Genomic DNA, 22,670 nt, shown 5'->3' with positions numbered 1-22,670 from the left:
TCATGGTTATTGCAGTTTTATGTGCGACAAATCAACCATGTTTTTTAACAACAACAGGGGTGTTTTTGCGAGATAGGCGACAATTAAGTCATTTTAGGCACATTTAGAAGCACATAAAGCCCACATCTCACGTTAACAATCGATTCTGTTCACATCTGTTCATATTCGCCGCTCGCCTGTTCATTTCCTAGATGAACCATATTCATATCCAATCGCTACTATGCCCACCTCTAAATAACGCATCAAAAACATGTAGCTATAGTGCGCTGGCTTGCTTCCTAACACGCTGCCGGAATGGGCCCAAACACTAACTACAAAAACTTTTATGGGTGTATCCACTTTTATGAAAAAGCTATTGCAGAAGCTGAACAAACCTAGCGCGAAGTACTCCATTCTTGCGCTGGTTCTGATCGGTGCTGTCATCACGGTTGCCGGCGTGGTCGTGATGAACAAGTCTCTCGACTACTTCTCTCAAACCGAGTTCTGTGTGTCGTGCCACACGATGCAGCAAAACTACGAGGAATATAAGCAGTCGATTCACTACAGCAACGCAAAAGGCATCCGTGCTGAATGTGTAGACTGTCACCAGCCTAAAGATTTCGTAGGCAAAATCTGGCGCAAAATGGGCGCTTATAAAGACGTTTACCACCACTTCGTGACGGGCAAGATTGATACCCCAGAAAAGTTTGAGGAACACCGACTCGAACTCGCCCAGAAAGTCTGGGATCGCATGGCTGACGAGAACTACAAGACCTGTACAACCTGTCACTCATATGAAGCGATGGATCACGACAAGCAGTCTGTTCAGGCGATGAAAGAAATGATCCCTGCAGCGAAAGAAAATATGGCGTGTATCGAATGTCACAAAGGTATTGCTCACGAATTGCCAAACATGGCAGGTGGCTTCCGTAAGACATTCGAAACCCTGACTGCTTCTGCAACCGCGCCTGCTGGCGCCAAGAAACTGTTCTCTATCGAAGAGAAGAGCCTGTTTGCTACCGCTGATGCAAACGGCAAGGTTGAAGGTCAGCTGCTGCCAGCTTCTGAAGTAGAAGTGGTTGGCGAAGAAGGCGACATGCTGAAAGTTCGTGTTCAAGGCTGGATCGAAACCAACGGTAAAGGCCGTGTAATGACCGAGTACATGGGTAAACGCGTATTCAAGGCGACCGTTCGTGGTGACGTGAAAGCAACTGAGACTGTGATTTCTGAAGAAGTGGATCCAGCAACCAACATCGCTTGGAAACAAGTGGCTGTGAATGCCTACATCACCAAAGATCACCTGGTTGAAAGCATTGACCCTATCTGGGACTACGCATCAGAAATGTACGCATCTTCTTGTAACTCTTGTCACGCAGCACCGGCCCCTGGCCACTTCACTGCAAACGGCTGGATTTCAAGCCTGAAAGCGATGAGTGCTTACTACCGCCTGAGCAAGACCGAAGAGCGCACTCTGCTGAAGTATCTGCAAAACCACGGTAGTGATACCGGCGGTGCAGGCGCCCACTAATCGGCAAAAAGAATACTAAGCGGCAGATGCGCCCTCGTGCATCTGCCCTGATGAATTAAAAACTATAAGGACTTCTACATGGCGACTGAAAAACAACAAGGCATTTCCCGCCGTCGTTTTCTCTCTGGCATGTTAACCGCCAGTGCGGGTGTTGTGATTGGTTCCAGCCTGCTGGCACCACGCAAAGCAATGGCCGCGACTGAAGCGAAAAACACCTTCTCTGGCGAAGTTATCCACGGTTCACACTGGGGTGCATTCCGCGCGAAAGTTGAAAACGGTATCTGGGTTGACACAGTAGCGTTTGAAAACGATCCACACCCAACCTCAATGCTGAACGGTGTACGTGAAGTGGTCTACAACCCATCTCGCGTTAAGTACCCAATGGTACGCATCGACTGGCTGAAGCACGGCTGGAAATCAGACACTTCACAACGTGGTGACAACCGCTTTGTACGTGTGCCATGGTCACAGGCTTTGGACTTCTTCCACCACGAGCTAGAGCGTGTTCAAAACACCTATGGCCCAAGCGCACTGTATGCAGGTCACTCTGGCTGGCAGTCATGCGGTAAGTTCAACACCGCCGGTACTATGATGCAGCGCGCTATCAGCCTGCACGGTACTTACCTGGCAAAAGTGGGCGACTACTCGACTGGTTCTGCGCAGGTTGTTCTACCTTACGTTGCAGGTGCGATGGAAGTTTATGAGCAACAAACTTCTTGGCCGCTGGTTCTGGAAAACGCGAAAAACATCGTTATCTGGGGTTCAGACCCAATCAAGAACCTGCAAGTGGGCTGGCTGGTTCCAGACCACAGCGTTTACGGTTACTACCAGCAACTGGCTGAGAAAGTAAAAGCAGGCGAAATCAACGTGATTCACGTTGACCCGGTGAAGAACGAATCATACAAGTTCTTCGGCGGTTCTCAGGTTGCGGTTAACCCGCAAACTGACGTCCCTCTGATGCTGGCGATCGCACACACGCTGTACACTGAGAAGCTTTACGACGAGCAGTTCCTGGCTGACTACACAACGGGCTTCGATAAGTTCGTTCCTTACCTGACCGGTGAGAAAGACGGCGTAGAAAAAACACCTGAGTGGGCGGCTGAAATCTGTGGCATCCCTGCTGATCAAATCCGCGAACTGGCGCGCACCATGGCAAATGGCCGCACCCAGATCATTGCGGGTTGGTGTCTGCAGCGCATGCAGCACGGCGAACAATACGCGTGGATGATCGTTGTTCTGGCAGCCATGCTGGGTCAAATCGGTCTGCCAGGCGGTGGTTTCGGCTTCGGTTGGCACTACAACGACGCAGGTACGATTACTTCTGCGGGCCCACTGATGTCTGGTTTCAGCTCAGTGACTGGCGTTGATCCAATCCACAGCGGCAGCTACAACGGCTACTCAAGCTACATCCCTGTTGCGCGTTTCGTTGATTGTATCGAGAACCCGGGTACCACTATCCAGTTCAACGGCCACAGCGTGAAATTCCCACACATGAAGATGGCTATCTTCTGTGGTAACAACCCATTCCACCACCACCAGGATCGTAACCGTATGATCAAAGCGTGGCGTAATTTGGAAACGGTTGTCAGCGTTGAGCACCAATGGACAGCGACTTGCCGCTTTGCAGACATCGTTCTGCCAGCGACCACCACTTACGAACGTAACGACATCGAGCAGTTCGGTAACCACTCGAATAAAGGCATCATCGCGATGAAACAAATCGTTGAGCCAATGTTCGAAGCGAAAGACGATTTCGATATCTTCCGTGAGCTGTGTACCCGTTACGGTCGTGAAGAAGCCTTCACTGGCGGTAAGACCAAGATGGAGTGGATTGAAGAAATCTACAACGGTGCACGTCTGCAAGGTCGTGGTATCGGCGTTCGCATGCCTAACTTCGTTAAGTTCTGGGAAGAAGAGCAATTCATCGCATTCCCAGAAGGTTCAGAGTGGGTTCGTCACGCAGCGTTCCGTAAAGAACCGGATCTGGAGCCATTGGGCACAGCATCTGGTCTGATCGAGATCTACTGTAAGACCATCGCCGACATGGGTTACGACGACTGTCAGGGTCACCCAATGTGGTTCGAAAAAGTAGAACGTAGCCACGGTGGTCCTAAGTCGAAGCAGTACCCTATCCACCTGCAAAGCTGTCACCCGAACCACCGTCTGCACTCGCAGTTGTGTTCGTCTGACGACCACCGCGGCACTTACGCGGTAGCAGGTCGCGAGCCTTGCTACATCAGCACTGCTGACGCGAAGGCACGTGGTATCCAATCTGGCGACATCGTACGCGTGTTCAACGACCGTGGTCAGGTACTGGCTGGTGCAGTGGTGACTGACGATTACATGTCTGGCGTATGTCGTATCCACGAGGGTGCATGGTATGCGCCGCTGGAAGGTGGCAAACCAGGTACCCTGTGTACTTACGGCGATCCAAACGTACTGACCGTTGATATCGGTACCTCTAAGCTGGCTCAGGCAACCTCTGCACACACTGCACTGGTTGAAATTGAGAAATACACTGGCAAAGTGCCAGCAGTGACAGGCTTCAGCGGCCCTATCGCGGTTGACGACGTTAACCCACTGTTCCCGGCGATGGATATCGCATAAGAGACAGTGTGAAGAAAAAGGGCAGCTTGGCTGCCCTTTTTTACTCTAAGCTGGTTAGAATTAACGAAAAACATCCCTCACTTACGGAATGACAATGCAAGAATTTATCGCCATTAACGAACAACGTGCCGAGTTTTACTGGTGGATGTCTTCACTGTTTGCGACGGAGTTGACCCAGCAAGATCTGGACAACTACCACGGCGGCGACATGGATAACTACTACTCCGTGTTGGCGATGACCGACGAATTGAAAGCCCCGATTGCGGAATTTCGTGACGCACTGGCGAAACTGAAAGTCAGAGAAGATGCACAGCTTGAATTGGCGGCAGATTTCTGCGCCTTGTTCCTGAGCACACCGAAGTCAGGCGCCCTGCCTTACGCCTCTATGTACATTGGCGAAACCGGCTTGTTGAACGACAAGCCAGCGGTTGAAATGGGCCATTGGATGGACAAGTACGGTATTGCTCAACGGAAAGACTTTAACGAGCCGTTTGATCACTTGGCGGTAGAACTCGACTTTATGGGTAACCTGTCGATCCTCGCGAACAAAGAAACAGACGAGGAAAAACAAGAAGCGATGATGCAAGAGCAGCAACGTTTTCTTGAAACCATGATGCTGCCTTGGATTGAGCAGTTCCAACAAACCGTGCAGCAGTTCGACAAATTCGGCTTCTATAAAGCTGCAGCGAACTTGTTGGTGTCCTTTATCAAGTTGGACCAAGCCTTCCTTAAAGGCGAATAAACGGACAAGCACAGTGTTCAAAAGCCGGGCTTGTTCCCGGCTTTTTGTGTTTATAGCTGTTCAAAATCACCAAGCTGGCGCTCAGTTAGCTGAAACTGAAAGTACGCACTGTGTGGTTAGCATGATGCGCATCAACCTTATGCACGTCTCTAAGACACAATAATTGCGGCGTAGGACCATTGACATTAAACTGTGAACGCAAGCGATTGGCATTGAGAATTTTCTGAAATCTTGCAACAAACTCATGTAAGTGCCTCGCGCGATATTACCTCCCCTCACCGATAAGGTATTGATGATTTGTGCGTAACGTCTGATTACGCGCACAAAGGGGGAGAAATACGACCACAATTTGAACGAACCTAATACGCCGCTTATACCGTCGGATTGAATCGAAAATATTCTGATAGGTTGAGCGGCGTAAACTTGTGCAGTCCGATATGACAGAGACTGCCAATAAAACGATAAGAAGATTACTGAATGGCAACAATTAAAGACGTCGCACGACTCGCCGGTGTCTCTACAACAACAGTTTCGCACGTGATCAACAAGACGCGTTTTGTTGCAGAGAACACGACCAAGAAAGTCTGGGCCGCTGTCGACGAACTGAACTACGCACCAAGCGCCGTGGCTAGAAGCTTGAAGTGCAACTCTACCCGCACCATTGGCATGCTGGTGACCAAATCAACCAACCCATTCTTCGCGGAAGTGGTGCATGGTGTAGAAGAATACTGCTACAAAGAAGGCTACACGCTGATCCTGTGTAATACCGAAGGTAATCTCTCCAAGCAGCGCGATTACCTTCGTATGCTAGCTGAAAAGCGCGTGGATGGCCTGCTGGTGATGTGTTCTGACCTAAACGAAGAACTGCTTTCTCTGCTTGAGAAGAAGCAGGATCTGCCAATGGTCGTGATGGACTGGGGTACGCAGCACATTAACACTGACTGCATTCAGGACAACGCAGAGCTTGGTGGATACATTGCCACCAAACACTTTATTGAAAACGGTCACACCAAGATTGGCTGTATCTCAGGCCAGATGGATAAACTGACTTGTAGAGAGCGTCTGGACGGTTTTCGCAAAGCGCTGGAAGAAGCTGGCCTGACTTACAACCTGGATTGGATTGTCGAAGCGGATTTCGAATGTGATTCTGCGGTAGAAGCCGCGAATAAGCTTGTCGCGCTGGATGACCGCCCTACTGCCGTATTCTGTTTTAACGACATTATGGCATTGGCTGCGATCAGTACCTTCCGTCAGGCGGGTCTGGATGTGCCGAATGACATTTCCATCATTGGCTATGACAACATCGATTTAGCTGGCTTCTTCTCGCCACCGTTAACCACAATTCACCAGCCTAAAAACCGTTTGGGCAAAACAGCGATTAAGCTGCTGATGGAACGTCTGGCAAACAAAGAGAACCAGCAACAGATTTTTGAAATGCAGCCTGAATTGATTGTGCGACGCTCTGTAAAGAATTTAAAACAGTCATAGCCCAAAATCGCCGTAAATGTCACCAAAAAGCCTTAGCTTTACGCTCAGGCTTTTCTTTTACTGACAAGTTTTCCAAATAAATGCATCTTGTTATTGCGACGAACCTCAAAATCAATAAAATGCCCAGATTTCTAGTGCTACCCTTATTGCATACTGTAAAAGGGGTGCGATGGTCGAAATTTCTGCAATAACAAAGAGAACGGAATAATTACAAAGAAATCAATAGAGTTCGTTCTGAACTAAGATCACACTTTGTTCGACCAGCAATAACGACAAAAAGACGCGATTCGGTTAAGCTAAATCTCGTCAAGAAAAAGGCAAACCAAGGCGAAAGCCTGGGACGCAAAGCTTCCGGCCTCACACCGTTGAAAATATTCATCAGGTGTTGGTAGCGGAGCTACCGATGACGTTAGCATTTCACATCCGGTTCGCCCGGTGCGTTGACAATTCTCTGAATTAGCATTGCTACGTTACTCCTTGACCATTCATCCAGGAACGTATTGATTGAGAATAAGTCACATGGATAAACCAACCCTAAAAAACACACTGAAGTTCTTCGAATGTCTGGGCAAAATGAAATCGCGCTCTATGTTTGGTGGTTTTGGTGTTTTCTGCGACGAGACAATGTTTGCACTTGTCGTCAATGACCAGCTTCATCTTCGCGCTGGCCCAGCCAACGAAACAGAATTCAAAGCACTGAATATGGAACCCTACGTGTATAAGAAGCGTGGATTCCCAGTTGTCACTAAGTACTACGCCGTACCACAAGATTGGTGGGATCAGTCCGGTCTAATGATGGACCACGCCACCAAGGCCCTCGCAATTGCAAGGGAAGACCAGCAAGAAAAGAAGACTGCGGCGCCTTCACGTATCAAAGATCTTCCGAACCTTCGCCTTGCGACGGAACGTATGCTGAAAAAAGCAGGTATCGAATCCGTCGAAGAGCTTCAGCGTGCCGGCGCAGTAGGTGCTTATCAAGCACTACAAAAATCCCACAACGATACGCTAAGCCTCGAGTTACTATGGGCGCTGGAAGGTGCGATTGAAGGCAAGCATTGGTCGGTGATCACGCCCCAACGCAGAAACGAGTTGCTCGAAACCCTTCGACAGTAATTCACGATTACTTCGTTATAGAGACAGCCAGCGTGCCCTTCTCCGCCGCTGGCTGTTTTGCTTTCTGATATTCCGTACTGTAAATCCGAACTAATTTGCAAAATTCCTGTCGATTTGATGCTGTTTTGGAGAGAGATAATGGAAAGTCCTGCCATGAACCATTGCTTATTTGATAAGGCTTTGTCAGAGAAAACTGATAAAAAACCGATGATTTTGACCGTCGTTCGATCAACCTCAACAAAGCACTCCTAAAACCATTTTCGTGACATGTGTCACATATAAGATACACAAGAGCCTTGCCCGCTTACCAGTGCATGCAAATCTGAACTATGCCAAAAGAGAAGACAGACAAATGGCAACAGAAAAATGCACTACACAAAGCCGTTTCCAGACCAAATAGACAGAATTTTCCGCGACCATTTCAGAAAATGGCCGCGCAGATTCAAATGGACGGTTTTTCTTTGCTTCTTTTTCCCTGCAGCCTCGTATGCGGCAAATACGCACGGCACTTTTGACCCCTCGTTTCTCACCATCATTGTTATCCTTTTTTTCGGTATCAACGCTCTGGTTGTGGTTTGGGGCCTACGGTTGAATAGTTTTGCTCAACGCTGCTATTGGCACCGTAACTACCACATTGGCGGCGCAACGACGCTGGCTCTCATCCCTCTCGGCATTTTGGTACTTCAATACACTAAATACTGCCTATGAATCCAACTTGTGATTCTTCATTGACACATCCAGACTCTATTCAATCTCGTATATTCTCATTTTTATCAGGAAGTTAACTCTCTCTCGGCAGCCTTTCATATACATGTTTGAACATATAGCATCGAAAATTTTGAAGAAGTTTGTAATTTTTCCCAAATCCCCTCGGTCATATCCAGCAAGCAAAATTAGGAAAAGCGCGCAAATCCACGTATTGCTTTCGTCAAACTGAACCTCGTTTACTCCCAAGGTCACAGTTTTGGCAATAAACCTGTTTAACTCTTTGGTAATGAAGTGCATTTCGTCCAGACAAAAGGAAACTTTTGCCATAGTTAGAACTGTGCTTTGAGCAACGCTGTTATCCAAATTTCGATTGAACAGACTCGTGGAACAACGTCACTTATAAAGGATCAGGAATGAACACAAAGAAGTTAGCTGTTCTCATTGTCATTGCAGCCATATTTGTCACATGGTTTGCCTTCGACCTCGGCGCACTGTTTACGCTTGAAAACGCCAAGGCTCAGCATGAAGCATTAAAAGACACCATCGCGAGTAACTTTGTTACGGCAAGCATCATCTATTTCGTTGTCTACATCGCGATGACTGCACTCTCACTGCCCGGCGCGGCGATTGCGACACTGCTTGGTGCAGCATTATTTGGCTTCTGGTGGGCGTTGCTTCTTGTGTCGTTTGCCAGCTCCATTGGTGCTACGCTGGCATTCCTCGTCAGCCGCTTCCTGCTGAAAGATTCGGTTCAGAGCAAGTTTGGTGATCGATTAGCGACGATTAACCAAGGCGTCGAGAAGGATGGTCCTTTCTACCTTCTGACACTGCGTCTCATCCCGGTATTTCCGTTCTTCCTGATTAACCTGCTGATGGGCTTAACGCCAATCCGCACAGCGACTTTCTATATTGTTAGCCAAATCGGTATGCTGCCAGGCACTGCGGTTTACATCAACGCAGGTACGCAATTGGCGCAAATCGATTCACTAAGCGGCATTGTCTCTCCGGGTGTATTGCTGTCACTGTTTTTGCTTGGTGTGTTCCCAATCATCGCCAAGATGATCATGAACGTGATTCAAAAACGCCGTGTCTACGCCAAATGGCAAAAGCCAGCCACGTTTGACCGCAACCTGATTGCGATTGGTGCAGGTGCTGGCGGCTTGGTCACCACCTACATTGGTGCTGCTGTAAAAGCCAAAGTCACCCTGATTGAAAAACACAAAATGGGCGGTGACTGTCTAAATACTGGCTGCGTGCCATCAAAAGCCTTGATTCGTGCAGGTCATGCCGTGCATGAAATCAAACGCTCACAAGAGTTTGGAGTGAACGTAGGCGAACCTACCGTGGATTTCCAACAAGTAATGGGCCGTGTACATAAAGTGATTGCTGACATCGAGCCACACGATTCTGTCGAGCGTTACACCAAGCTTGGCGTGGAATGTATCGAAGGTGAAGCGAAGATCCTGTCTCCTTGGGAAGTCGAAGTGAATGGTCAGCGCCTGACCACGCGTAACATTGTTATCGCAACCGGTGCGCGTCCTTTAGTTCCTGGTATTCCGGGTCTACAAGAAGTGAGCTACCTGACCTCAGACAACGTCTGGGAGCTTCAAGAGCAGCCTAAGAAGCTGCTGGTACTGGGTGGTGGTCCCATTGGTAGCGAATTGGCACAAAGCTTCTCTCGCCTCGGTACAGACGTGACCTTGGTGGAAATGGCAGACCAACTGCTGATCCGTGAAGATGCCGACGCTGCTGAACTGGTTGTAAAAGGCCTGAAAGAAGACGGCGTGAACATTTTGCTTGGCCACAAAGCCACACGCTTTGAAAAAGAAGGCGACGTTCAACGTGCTTACCTTGAGCACAATGGCGAAGAAGTTGTCATCGAGTTTGACTATGTGATGCTGGCGCTTGGTCGTGTCGCTAACACCAAAGGCTTTGGCCTTGAGGACATCGGCGTTGAGCTCACGGAGCGCGGCACCGTCAAAGTGAACGAGTATCTGCAAACCAACTACCCGAACATCTTTGCGGTGGGTGATGTGGCAGGTCCTTTCCAACTGACCCACGCTGCAGGCCATCAGGCTTGGTATGCAGCAGTGAATGCTCTGTTTGGTGACTTTAAGAAATTCAAAGCAGATTACTCTGTGATGCCCGCAGCGACCTATACGGCGCCAGAAGTTGCCCGTGTCGGCATCAACGAGAAAGAAGCGATTGCACAAGGTATCGAGTACGAAGTGGCGCACTACGGTATCGACGATTTAGATCGCGCGATTGCAGACGGTGAAGATCACGGCTTTATCAAAGTCATCACGCCGAAAGGCAAAGACAAAATTCTGGGTGCAACCATTGTGGGTTCACATGCTGGCGACCTGCTCGCAGAATTCACCCTAGCGATGCGTCACGGCCTTGGATTGAACAAGATCCTCGGTACAGTGCACCCTTACCCAACCATGAGTGAAGCCACCAAATACACTGCCGGTGTTTGGAAGCAAAACAATGCTCCTCAAGGATTGCTGGCTTGGGTAGAGAAGTTCCACACCTGGATGCGTAACGAATCCAGTGCAAACAAATCTCAAACCATGATTAAGGAAGATTGATCACCATGAATTTGAAATCCATCGTCGCAGCTTGCGCCCTCGCCTTCACTTCAGCCGTTTCAGCGGCTGACCTCTCCAACTGGGAGAAAATTGAAGAAGGTGCTCAAGGCCAAACGGTTTACTTCAATGCCTGGGGCGGTAGCCCGGAAATCAATGCTTACCTGCGTTGGGCGGGCGACGAGCTGAAAGATCGTTACGGCGTCACGCTTCAACACGTTAAAGTGTCTGACATTGCAGAGACCGTTAACCGTTTGGTCGCTGAAAAAGCCGCAGGCAAGAATGAAGGCGGCAGCGTAGACATGGTTTGGATTAATGGTGAAAACTTCAAATCAATGAAATCAAACGGCCTGTTGTTTGGACCGTTTGTTGAAAGCCTGCCTAGCTGGTCGATTGTTGATAAATCCCTGCCAGTCAAAGAGGACTTTACCGAGCCGACAAATGGTTTGGAAGCACCTTGGGGTGTCGGCCAGTTAGTTTTCATTCACGACGAAAAGACACTGGCAAACCCACCAGCCTCTTTCAACGAGATGCTGAGTCTGGCCAAAGCGTTTCCAGGGAAAATCACCTACCCGAAACCACCGGCATTCCACGGTACCAGCTTCCTGAAAGCCGCTTTGCTGGAATTGAGCACGGATACTGCCCCGCTATACAAGCCTGCTGATCAAGCCGATTTCGAAGCGGTGACAGCGCCACTTTGGAAGTACTTGGATGAATTGCATGCTGTGGCTTGGCGTCAAGGTAAACAATTCCCGGCGGCCAGCGCAGAAACCATGCAGTTGTTGGATGATGGAGAGTTGCTGCTTGCCATCACATTTAACCCCAATGCCGCTGAAACGGCAGTGAAAAACGGTACACTTGCGCCTTCCGCAAAAGCCTTTGCTTTTGACAAGGGTGCCCTGTCCAACATTCACTTTATGGGCATCCCTTGGAACGCTAATGCAAAAGAAGGCGCACTCGTCGCCGTTAACTTCCTGATGAGTGAAGAAGCGCAGGCTCGTAAAGCAAACAGCGATTACTGGGGTGATCCAGCGGTCGTAAAACTGACGGATAGCAAGCCATTGTTCAAGTCGCAGCCTGAGCCACATCCAAGCTGGCAAGGAGCGCTCGAGCAAGAATGGCTTAAGCGCTATGGTCAATAATTAGAGTAAATGTTGAAGCGATAAGCGCTTCATACGAAATGAGGTAAACATGTTACGCCTGCTGTATTTGATGACATTAGTCGTGTGCTGTTTACCTCTCCTTCCCGGACTTGGCGGCGTGTTACTTTCAGCCGTCAGTTATCTTCCCGTTCTTGGATTAAGCGAACCCAGCCTTGATGGTTGGCGCGCGATGCAAGAGTGGCCCGGCACTAACAAAGCCATTCAGCTCACCCTGTTTACTGGTATTGCCGCCTCTTTCTTTGCCGTACTGTTTACGTTTCTGATCCTTCAATCCTGCTGGGGAACCCGATTCTGGAAACGCATCGAGCAGTGGCTTTCTCCTTTGCTGGCCATGCCTCACGTCGCCTTTGCGATTGGCTTTGCCCTTACCTTTGCACCATCAGGTTGGTTATTCCGTTTTATCGCGCTGTTTACCGGACAAGAACAGCCCTACCACTGGTCGCTGGTTCAGGACAGCAGCGGTATTGGATTGATTCTGGCTTTGGCGGTGAAGGAAACCCCTTTCCTTTTGCTGATGAGCCTTTCTGTGCTTAAGCAAATGCAGGTAGACCGTTTGCTCGCAGCTTCACAAAGCCTCGGCTACAACCGCACCGCGGCTTGGTTGAAAGTGGTGTTTCCGCAATGGCTGCCGAAGATGCGTTTCCCAATTTATGCCGTGTTGGCTTACGGGTTATCCGTCGTTGATGTGGCGATGATTCTGGGGCCTACCTCGCCCACCACCTTTGCCGTATTGGTGTGGCAATGGTTTAACGACCCTGACTTATCCATGCTGCCACGTGCAGCAGCAGGGGCCATTTCGTTATTCGTCCTCTGTTTCGGCACGCTGCTTCTCTACCGCCTGTTCGAATATGTGCTGATTAACGTTTGGCAGAACTGGCAGTTCAGCGGCAGCAAAACCTATGCACTGCCGGGACGACACCTGTTTAAGTTCATCGCCCTGCTGCCTTTTATGATGATTCCCCTGTTGCTGGTTTGGTCATTCGCCCTTCGATGGCGCTTTCCAGATATCTGGCCGACGCGCACCAGCACCCGGTTTTGGGAACAGGAATCAGGCCACTTGATTGAGCTGGCGACCAACAGCCTCATTCTTGGCTTGATATCCGCAACGGTTGCGTTGATATTTGCCGTCGGCTGTCTGGAGTATCGCGATAAGTACCACAAATCACTGCCGCAGTTGGTGATTGCTGTGCCAATGCTGATCCCACAGTTATCGATTCTGTTCGGTATTCAGGTCGCGATATACATGTTACCGGGACAATGGCACGTCCCTGCTACCATCTGGGCGCATATTCTGTTTGCCTTTCCTTATGTTTATCTCGCGTTGGATGGGCCTTGGAAATCGTTCGATCAACGCTTAACGCAAACAGCACGTAGCTTGGGGCACAGTCCGTTTAAAGCCTGGTGGCAGGTGAAGCTACCGATTGTGATTCCCGCTATTTTGCTGGCTTGGGCTGTCGGTCTCAGTGTCAGTTTTGCCCAATATCTGCCTACACAGCTTTTAGGCGCAGGACGTATTACCACATTAACTACCGAAGCTGTCAGCCTAGCCAGCGGTCAGGATAGACGTATCAGCGCCGTGTATGGCCTGATTCAAGCCTTTCTGCCGCTTGTTTTCTTTGCCTTTGCGCTGGCTGCCAGCCGATTGGCTGACCCGCGCCGTCGCCTAGCCCGACATGATGAATCCAGAGAGTCTGTGAATGAGTTTGTCCGTACAAAACCTGACTATAAAATCTAATCAAGCCGCTTTGGTCACCGGCATGTCCTTCCTCGTCGAAAATGGGGATGTACTGTCGATCATGGGGCCAAGTGGCTGTGGTAAATCCACCCTACTCAGCGCGATTGCCGGACATCTTTCCCCAGAGTTCGATTCCGAAGGCGATATTCTGGTTAATGACCAAAACATCCAATCACTCCCTGCTGAAAAGCGGGCGGTAGGAATTCTGTTTCAAGATGATTTACTTTTCCCGCACCTCAATGTGTGGCAGAACCTTGCATTTGGCTTGCCTGACACCATGAGTGCTGCCGAGAAAAAAGAACGATCCTTGGCAACATTGAAAGAAATTGAACTCGCGGATATCGCTTTTAAAGCGCCAGACCAAATCTCCGGTGGTCAACGTGCGCGCATCAGTTTAATGCGTACCCTGCTCTCTCATCCCAAAGTCATATTGCTGGATGAGCCTTTTAGCAAGCTGGATAAGCCACTTCGAAAATCATTCCGCGCATTTGTCTTCAAGCAAATCAAAACCCGTAACATTGCAGCTGTAATGGTGACACACGATGAGGATGATGTACCCATGGAGAGTACCTTGCTGCATTGGCCAAATAAAGAAAGGGAAACGACCTCGAAAGTGGGTTTTATGAATACGGAGCAGAACAATGCTTGATCGCTATTCCATCGCCGTTATACGTTGGCCCTTAAAGCAAGCAGCCAAGATCCCTGACAAAATTGGCCTGACTGCTAACCAAGTCACAGTGAGTGGCTTTCTGATTGGCTTGCTGGCACTGCCTGCGATTACTTACGAGTATTACTGGCTTGGGTTACTCTTTATCGCACTGAACCGCATTTTTGATGGTTTGGATGGCGCGTTGGCTCGAAGACAAGGGATTACCGATGCAGGTGGGTTTCTGGATATCACGTTAGATTTCCTGTTCTATTCGATGATCCCGTTTGCTTTTGCTTTGGCAAATCCCGAACAAAACGCAGTTGCTGCGACATTTCTGGTGTTTTCCTTTATGGGGACAGGCTCGAGCTTCCTCGCGTTTGCCATCATGGCAAGCAAGCGCAATATCGAAAACCCGGTTTATCAGAGCAAATCGCTTTATTACATAGGCGGTTTAACCGAGGGAACGGAAACCATTGCGTGCTTTGTGCTGTTTTGCTTGTTCCCCGGTTACTTTGCAGAAATTGCCTGGACGTTCGGCGCTCTATGTTGGATAACCACAGCCACACGCATTTGGGCAGGTTATCAAACACTGAAAGATCATCCACCTCAGGATAGCGCGGGATGATCACTCCCGCGCCAGATTATTAATGGCAAATGCCAGTACGTCGATATCCACTTGCCCGAAGAATCGATAACGACCGGAGTCAAAAATCCACGCCGGGCTACCCGGAATTTTGTCTTCCTCCGCATGCTTGATGTCACCGTAGACATCTGCCAAGGCTTTGCCCGTCAAAAAGTGCTCCATGATGTCTGGCGTTGCAAGGTGACACTCCTCAAGCACATCTTTTAACACACCATAGTGGCTGATATCCCTTGCATCGCGGAAAAACGCTTCACGGAGTGCATGTTCAAGTTCAACCGCAACGTCATTACCCGCGACAAACTGCACCGCTTTCAACGCTTGATGCGGCATCAATGAACTCGATGGACGGACTTTTCTCCATAAGTCAGGGTGAACGTCCAAGCCATCAAATTTCGCCATTAACCTTTCAGTGATTTCGGCATATTTCATGTAACCGCGTTCACCCACTCCAATAGAATTCATCCGTTCGGGTACATTGGCATACAAGGCCAAATAATGATGCTGCCACTGCACATGGGAGTTATCCCAAAGATGCATGATTTTGTCGTTGTAATGCTGGCCAACCCAACCCCAAAAACAAAGCAAATCACTGTAGAAGTTAACCTGTACTGTCATGAAAAACTAATCCTTGTCACTGTGAAATGTTAAAGAACGCGTCTAAGTAATTGATTCAGTGCTTGTCTATCGCCACCTAACGTCAGCCTTTCAATTGCAGCGTATTTTCTCAGGTAGATCTCAGGAGCCAGGTCCCACTGGGTTCTGCGGGACACCCTTTCTTTGAGAAAGCCTTTTGTTGTTTCCAAATGGCCTTGCTCAACTTCAGCGTTGATCAGGTATTGATGCAGAATATCTTGTTGGGCATGGCTTCCACCCAGCTTCGCCATATCGTATCGAATTGGCGTTATCAAATTTGCAGCGTGAGCAAAATTGCCATCTTCAAAGGCTTCAATACCCGTAACCAGCTTTTGGGAAAGCTCATTTTCAGTGGGGTAACGCAGAGCATTTGGGTTACCTAGCTTTCCCTTCAATGACGAGATTGCCTCTTTTTCACCCGCGCGATGGAGCACCATGGCGGAGTGAAGTTCAGTAAACAGGTAGATATAGTCTCCATAAGCATCCCGCACACCTTCGTAGAGCCGCTGCCAACGCTCACCAACCTCAATACCCAAAAACTCCAAACGCTTGAGTAATGAAGCGCCGTTTTGAACACTCAAGTAGAAATTGGAAGGTTCAGGGTAAATATGGTGGTCAAGAAGGGAGAACACTTCATCAATATTGCCCTGCTCAAGGTGGAATAGCGCAAGGTGCCACCAGAGATGGCCGACAAACGCGTTATGGGTAGGTAACTGTTCTCTGCGTGACTCTATCCAGTCTATGCCCTCATCAGTGCGTGCATTCATTTCCAGCACATGAGCGAGAGAGTGGACAGCCCATACATCTGCAGGATTTAGCTCAACTGCTCTACGGGCATAATCTTCAGCCAGTTGGTACTCCCCAACCTCTTCAAGCGCAAAGCTGAAAGCACCGATAAAATAACCGTAGCCTGAAATATCTTCTCCCCAGTGAGGTGCGATTTTCGCGGCAGTATCAACCAATCGTTGTCTTTCACCAAACCAGAAAAGGTTACCTGTAGACTGTCGAAAAGCGACCAGATCCAGCGGCCACTCATTCAAAATACCTGCCCAGACTTCCAGAGCAGCTTTGATATCCCCCCGCTGATAAGCTTCTAGTGCAGAAATATGTTGTTGCTCTCGGCTATTGGTTTGTTTGACGAGGGAACGAATGGAAGTCAACACATCAGAAATGCCAGCCAATGATGAATAGCGCCCTTCACTCGCAATGCTATAACCCTTCAAGACGTGGGCCATCACAAATTCTGGGTGTGCTTCCAGGATGGAGTCTATTTTTTCCATGGCATTTGGGCGATAGTCGAAAATCCATTCCAATGCAGCTTCAAACTTTTTAACGCCAGCGTCATCTGTGCCTGTATATATCAATCCTCTGCTGTCTGTGCCCATCGTTTTTGTTCTCCCTAGTCAACGTTTAAGTGAGACTAGCGAGCCCAATGAAGGGTGACAAACTAGGATAATTTGCCTGCAGGGAAACGATTTGTTTGTGTCACTAAGCAAGGATGACAAACAAAAACGCCCGGGATTTCTCCCAGGCGTTTGAATTCAAATCTTGATTTAGAAAGATTGCGTAACGAGTTTGCTCTCTTCAATCATGGCGTTAATGACATCCTGACCGGAAGCATCACTATCCAATCCGAAGGCGTTAACCATGTCTTCAATCGATGTTGATGCAAAGACCACTTGTTGATCCACCGTGTCACCGTCGGAAGCGACTGAAAGCACGGCTTCCCCATCGTCGTTTTCTTCCAGCGCAACCAGATAGCTGCCTAGGTCTTCATCACTGATATCACCCAGTACATCGGCGAAATCAAGCACATCAAGCTCTGGTTCGTAATCCATGATGGTATCCACGGTTCCGACAGAGGCATCGCTTTGCAGGAACACAAACGTATCGGATCCTTCGCCACCATACATGTCATCCGAGCCTGCTCCGCCTGCGATCAGATCGTTGCCTAAGCCGCCATCAAGAACATCATTACCTGCATATCCATAAATCTCATTGGTTTCATCACCCCCATTGAGGTTGTCATTCAGCTCGGAACCTTCGATGACTTCCATGAGATCCCCAAGCGAAATATCAACATCTTCACCAGCATTGATATCCAGAGACATGTCTGCGGTATCGCCGAAGTCATTTTCCAGCTTCAGTTCAAAGTGTTCGATCTCTTCGCCCAGTGAAGCATCAGATGCCAGTTGGTAAACGTACTCACCTTCTGCATGGCGGTCATCGTCCGAGCCATAAATGGTGAGCTCGCCGCGTTCAGTTTGAATCACCAATGTGCCATCTGGAATTTCGTAGACTGCCCCATCAATCTCGACCGTCTTCAAATTCCAATTGCCGGAAGTGTCGGCTTCTGCCAGCAAGTTGCCCGTCACGAGGAAGTTACCGGCAGACTGCTCCACGATACCTTCCTGACTGAAGGTTGGCGCTCCGTCATTGTTGAGTAGTGCTGAGAAGTCCTCTTCACTGACAAATTCAAAGTTATCTTCGGAGAGATTTTGCAACAGTGTATCTTCGAGTGTCAGGGTTTTGCTGCCCATGGTAATAACCACATCGACGCCGACCTGCGCCATCGCAAGCGCGCCGAATGACAGCACATTGGTTGAACGCGAAATCACCACTTTGTCGTCACGAGCGCTGAAGTCTATAACAGCATCATTACCTTTGCCGTCGTAAGCGACGGTATTGTTGCCGCTTCCAAGCTCCAGGCTGTTCTCGCCACCGCCGCCGTAGACGATATCGCTGCCGCTGCTACCTGAGAGCGTATCGTTACCCCAACCGCCAAGCATGATGTCATCATCACCACCGCCGTTCAGGGTATCGTCGCCGCTGCCACCGACCAGCACATCGGCACCGGAACCACCATAGAGGGTGTCATTGCCATTATCACCCCAGACAATGTCGTCACCGTTGCTGCCATAAAGGGTGTCGTTACCTAATCCACCTTTGACGAAGTCATTTCCTTCACCACCGTATGCCAAGTCGTCGCCATCTCCACCCTGGATGTTGTCATTACCATCATCCCCCCAGATGGAGTCGTTGCCGTCACCACCTGAGAGGGAGTCATTACCAATACCACTTTTCAGGATGTCATTGCCGTCGCCGCCGTTCAGGACGTCATCACCTTCCGCGCCGTAAAGCTCGTCGTTACCATCCCCACCATTGAGGACGTCGTCGCCCGTGCCAGCTTGCAGGATATCTGAGCCCTCGCCACCATTTAGGGTGTCATCGCCTTCATCGCCATACATGACGTCATTGCCCATGCCACCGTTCAGCGTATCGTTGCCGTCTTCCCCCGTGAGAATGTCAGCACCAAGACCGCCGTTCAGGACATCATTGCCAATGCCGCCTCGTACAGTATCTTTACCATCGCCACCATTGAGCACGTCATCGCCGACGTCGCCTTTGACATAGTCGTTTCCATCGCCGCCGTTGACGATATCATTGCCATCGCCGCCGTAGAGTTTGTCTGCGCCGGAGCCACCGTTTAGAACATCCGCCCCCGCACCACCGTAAAGTGAGTCTTCACCATTACCACCGTTGAGCACATCATCGCCCGACCCGCCGTAGGCAAGGTCGTTGCCATTTCCCGCATGTAACGTATCGTCGCCGCTGTCACCGCGAAGCGTGTCAGCGCCTAATCCACCATAGAGCTTGTCGTTGTCAGAACCGCCATAGAGCGTATCCGCGCCCCTCCCGCCGTATAAGGTGTCTTCGCCTGAGTCGCCTTTGAGTACGTCGCTTCCTCTTCCACCTTTAAGCGTATCGTTGTCTTTACCGCCGTTGAGCTCGTCGTTGCCTCTGCCGCCGTGCAGTAAATCTGCGCCATCGCCACCATGTAAGACGTCACGGCCTCTACCGCCGTTTAGGCTGTCATCACCCAAACCACCATTGAGTACATCAGCACCTCTGCCACCAAGCAGGGAATCATCACCAGCCCCGCCATCGAGAATGTCAGCACCGATACCGCCATTTAAGGAGTCATTACCTTCACCGCCGTTTAACGTATCATCCCCTCTACCGCCAAATAGAGTGTCTTCACCGTCCCCACCATCTAAAACGTCAGCACCTCTGCCACCTTTCAGATCGTCGTTTCCATCCCCACCACTGAGCGTGTCTTTTCCTCGACCGCCGAACAAGGTGTCTTCACCAACACCTCCCTCTAGAACGTCATCACCTCTGCCGCCTTTAAGTAAATCATCTCCGGTGCCACCATCCAAAATATCAGCACCGTTACCACCGTGGAGCGTGTCGTCACCAGACTCGCCATACAGTTCGTCTTTTCCGTTACCGCCATAAAGGGTGTCGGCATTACCTGAAAAGGTGACGTTTTCTCCGTCGACCTCTACCGTTTCATAGACTTGAACCAGAGAGATATTGTCGATCAGCGCGCCAAAGCTATCAGATTGACCTTCACCCGAAAAAGCAACCTTGATACTTTCTGTCCCCTCAGGCAGTAAAAGCAGACTGCTGAAAGATTCGTAGGCTTGATTTGATTGGTCGTTATCGAAATATTGGTAATACAGCACATCACCATCTTGATCCGTCACACTGACCGAAAAAGCACTGGTTGTGGTGTTACTACCACGATATCGGTTGGCATGGTCGAAACTGATTTCCATCGCCGCATCTTGTTGCGCCGAAATAGATGAAACATCGAATTGTTGGAAAACAGTCGCGTTTGCGGTGGAATCGAGTTCCATTACAGTGTTTGTCACATCATTGGCAGGACCGCCGCCAAAGCCACCCTGCTGGAGTTCCATCTTAATGTTGCCTTCGCTTTCCCAGCCAGGTACGTCTTCATCGTTGAGGAGGCTCCACATTCTCCTGCCATCGTCACCGTAAGATTCGAACCCGCCGTTGAGCACAAGGTTTGGCCCGCGTGTTGCTCCATCACCGTCATCGCCATAGAGCACATCAGCGCCTTGATTACCGCGCAGCACGTCGTTGCCCATGCCGCCTTTTAATTCATCATTGCCTCTGCCACCAGAGAGCGTGTCGTCTCCGGCATCGCCTTTCACATAGTCATTGCCACGGCCGCCATTCACAACATCGTCACCGTCGCCGCCGAATAGACGGTCTGCACCGCGGTTCCCATTAAGCACGTCATCTCCGCTGGCACCATACAACTCATCTGCACCTCTGCCACCGAAGAGTTGATCATCGCCACTGCCACCCTGCAGCAAGTCTGCGCCTTGGTTACCGTACAAGACGTCATTTCCATCTCCACCCCAAATGGAATCGTTACCTCGGCCACCAGAAAGCTCATCATCTCCAGTGCCGCCTTGAATAACATCAGCCCCGCGTCCACCGTCGATAACATCACTGCCGCTGCCGCCGTTTAGAACGTCATCACCATTTCCTCCGAAAATAGTGTCATTGCCTTCTTCACCAAACACCGTATCGTTACCACTGCCTGCATGGATGGTGTCGTTGTCGGTCTGTTCTATCGTTGTTGTTTGCGTAACGCCTATATTGAAAGTGACATCGTCGTAGTCTTTATCACCAAGACTCCAAATGTCTTCCCAGCCAGACGTTTCCCCGTCAAACGTCTCGTGATCCGCTCCGTCATCGTTCAATGACGCGTCGGAAACAAAGACCTCTACAGTGACACCATCTTGCGATACGGTGGGCCTTGAGGACGAAAAGTCCAGTTCAACGCTTCCTACATCAAAACCTCGGCTATAACCGTTGGGGATGAGGAACATACCGATGGTAGCGGCGTTAGAAGGAGTCGCAATGTCTAGAACTGTATCTTCTGCTGCTTTGGCATTATCTATGACGACTTCGGCTGAAAGCACTAAGCCATTTTCGTCCATGATGTAGTAGCCGAGACTGTTTCTAAATCCCGCTGAGGATTGAATATCTGAAAGGGTTATCCGGATGGAGCTATCAGGCTGGACATCGAACAATGTACTGTCCGGCGCGCCGTTTAGCGTGGTCTGCTGTGTCGTTGTTTCTCCAGTAGTCTCTGAGGTCCCGTTGCCAAAAATGACATCATCACCGCTTCCTGCACTGATATGATCATCGCCTAAACCACCGACGATATTGTCGATGCCAGACGTACCGCTTATCGTATCGTTGTCGACAGTGCCAACAATGTTATTTTCAGCCATAGTTTCGCCTCAGTATGTCTTTACTACCACTGGGTAAAAACTAGAAGCGAAAGTCGGATGACTCAAATATGAAAAATGCATCTCATTTTAAGAACTCCGCCCTGATGAGAGAGTTATAAGTAACAAGAGGCATATTGCTCTGTTTTTTCTGTGTTTTTTTCAAACAACGAAAGCAGCCTTATTTAACAATACGTTATGCGCTAAAAACCTTTTTATTTTGGGAATGAAGACGACGCTTGCTTTCTATACAAATTTTCGCAAACACTATACATATTTGGTTAAAAAGCATGAGGTAAGAGTGAACAACTAAATATCGCGAATTTTGTTTAGCGTGTGGTCAATTCTTATCTCCATTTCATCCTTGGGAATAGATGAGGCCAACATCTTCCGAGTGGCATTAATATCTAGTAAATTCAGAGCCATCCAAGACGCAAGATACTCTGCGGCCAGACACCCTCCGGCGGTGGCGATGTTGCCTTTAGAGGAAAATGATGAAGAGGAGAAAGAAAGCCCGGTAGCACTTGCCAGAGATTCTGTCTTTAAATCTGTCGAAATGGAAACATCGCTTCCAATTATTCCCTTAGCAATAAGCAGTAAAGCACCTGAGCATTGTGCGCCTATATATTGGCGATCGGGGTCAAGTTGAAATGATGAAATGAAGGTCGAATTTTCAGCGTATTGATTAGAAAGCTTGCTGCTCCCAAATATCACACCGTCATATTCCTCTAGCCTTTCTAACGTTGGATTAGCCTGAATACGCAAACCATTCATTGAAACGACATTTGAATGCGTTGAAACAATTTCCGCAACCAAACCAAGATTGTTAAGTCGATTCAGCATTGTAAAAGCGATCATCGAATCCATTTCGTTAAAGCCATCCAAAGTGACGATAGCAACTTTTTTCAAAATGGCTTCCTCTTCATTAAAAAGTCCACAATAGATTTAGTACCCCAAAAGCCTAAGATGGAAAGCCAACTA

General features: G+C 49.2%; 14 protein-coding genes and 1 riboswitch. Of the genes, 10 read left to right on the top strand and 4 right to left on the bottom strand.

The window, feature by feature from the left end:
- Positions 1-343: 343 nt before the first annotated feature.
- The 10 genes from torC (at position 344) to D515_RS00510 (ending at position 14,925) form a co-directional block, all read left to right on the top strand.
- Entirely contained in the window at positions 344-1,507 is a 1,164-nt protein-coding gene (gene torC / locus D515_RS00560) for a pentaheme c-type cytochrome TorC (protein ID WP_002535133.1), read from the top strand.
- A 78-nt stretch (positions 1,508-1,585) separates the two neighbouring features.
- Positions 1,586-4,114 (top strand): trimethylamine-N-oxide reductase TorA, encoded by a 2,529-nt coding sequence (gene torA / locus D515_RS00555; RefSeq protein WP_002535131.1) that lies wholly within the window; start codon positions 1,586-1,588, stop codon positions 4,112-4,114.
- Positions 4,115-4,208: 94 nt separating this feature from the next.
- A complete protein-coding gene (gene torD, locus D515_RS00550; RefSeq protein WP_002535130.1) occupies positions 4,209-4,856 on the top strand; it encodes a molecular chaperone TorD in 648 nt (215 codons plus the stop codon).
- A gap of 477 nt (positions 4,857-5,333) precedes the next feature.
- Positions 5,334-6,344 carry an HTH-type transcriptional repressor PurR gene (purR, locus tag D515_RS00545; protein WP_002535128.1) on the top strand — a complete coding sequence of 337 codons (1,011 nt, stop codon included), beginning with the start codon at positions 5,334-5,336 and terminating at the stop codon, positions 6,342-6,344.
- Positions 6,345-6,650: 306 nt separating this feature from the next.
- A riboswitch (cyclic di-GMP riboswitch) is annotated at positions 6,651-6,749 on the top strand.
- Between the two features lie 114 nt (positions 6,750-6,863).
- Complete coding sequence (locus D515_RS00540) at positions 6,864-7,457, top strand: TfoX/Sxy family DNA transformation protein (protein ID WP_002535127.1); 594 nt, start codon at positions 6,864-6,866, stop codon at positions 7,455-7,457.
- Between the two features lie 1,121 nt (positions 7,458-8,578).
- Positions 8,579-10,756, top strand: a complete 2,178-nt coding sequence (gene lpdA, locus D515_RS00530; protein ID WP_002535123.1) for a dihydrolipoyl dehydrogenase — start codon at positions 8,579-8,581, stop codon at positions 10,754-10,756.
- A gap of 5 nt (positions 10,757-10,761) precedes the next feature.
- Positions 10,762-11,895 carry an ABC transporter substrate-binding protein gene (locus D515_RS00525; protein ID WP_002535122.1) on the top strand — a complete coding sequence of 378 codons (1,134 nt, stop codon included), beginning with the start codon at positions 10,762-10,764 and terminating at the stop codon, positions 11,893-11,895.
- A gap of 49 nt (positions 11,896-11,944) precedes the next feature.
- Positions 11,945-13,651 carry an ABC transporter permease gene (locus tag D515_RS00520; RefSeq protein ID WP_002535121.1) on the top strand — a complete coding sequence of 569 codons (1,707 nt, stop codon included), beginning with the start codon at positions 11,945-11,947 and terminating at the stop codon, positions 13,649-13,651.
- On the top strand, positions 13,614-14,300 hold the full coding sequence (locus D515_RS00515) for an ATP-binding cassette domain-containing protein (protein ID WP_002535120.1): 687 nt from the start codon (positions 13,614-13,616) through the stop codon (positions 14,298-14,300). The genes D515_RS00520 and D515_RS00515 overlap by 38 nt, the downstream gene beginning before the upstream one ends.
- Positions 14,293-14,925, top strand: coding sequence for a CDP-alcohol phosphatidyltransferase family protein (locus D515_RS00510; RefSeq protein ID WP_002535119.1), 633 nt, complete (start codon positions 14,293-14,295; stop codon positions 14,923-14,925). Before D515_RS00515 ends, D515_RS00510 begins: the two co-directional genes overlap by 8 nt.
- Here the strand turns inward: D515_RS00510 and D515_RS00505 are convergent, their stop codons facing one another.
- The 4 genes from D515_RS00505 to D515_RS00490 all read right to left on the bottom strand — a co-directional run bounded on the left by D515_RS00505 (position 14,926) and on the right by D515_RS00490 (position 22,598).
- Positions 14,926-15,558 carry a DsbA family oxidoreductase gene (locus D515_RS00505; RefSeq protein WP_002535118.1) on the bottom strand — a complete coding sequence of 211 codons (633 nt, stop codon included), beginning with the start codon at positions 15,556-15,558 and terminating at the stop codon, positions 14,926-14,928.
- Positions 15,559-15,587: 29 nt separating this feature from the next.
- Positions 15,588-16,961, bottom strand: a complete 1,374-nt coding sequence (locus D515_RS00500; protein WP_002535117.1) for a tetratricopeptide repeat protein — start codon at positions 16,959-16,961, stop codon at positions 15,588-15,590.
- Positions 16,962-17,129: 168 nt separating this feature from the next.
- The gene (locus D515_RS00495) at positions 17,130-21,692 is read right to left on the bottom strand and encodes a calcium-binding protein (RefSeq protein ID WP_002535116.1); all 4,563 of its coding nucleotides are present in this window, start codon (positions 21,690-21,692) and stop codon (positions 17,130-17,132) included.
- Positions 21,693-21,998: 306 nt separating this feature from the next.
- Positions 21,999-22,598, bottom strand: a complete 600-nt coding sequence (locus D515_RS00490) for a DJ-1/PfpI family protein (RefSeq protein WP_002535114.1) — start codon at positions 22,596-22,598, stop codon at positions 21,999-22,001.
- Positions 22,599-22,670 lie beyond the last annotated feature (72 nt).

Source organism: Grimontia indica, from assembly GCF_000333895.2.
In the GTDB taxonomy this organism is placed as follows: domain Bacteria; phylum Pseudomonadota; class Gammaproteobacteria; order Enterobacterales; family Vibrionaceae; genus Enterovibrio; species Enterovibrio indicus.
Note: the sequence above shows the minus strand (reverse complement) of the source record. Positions and strands in the feature narration are given on the sequence as shown.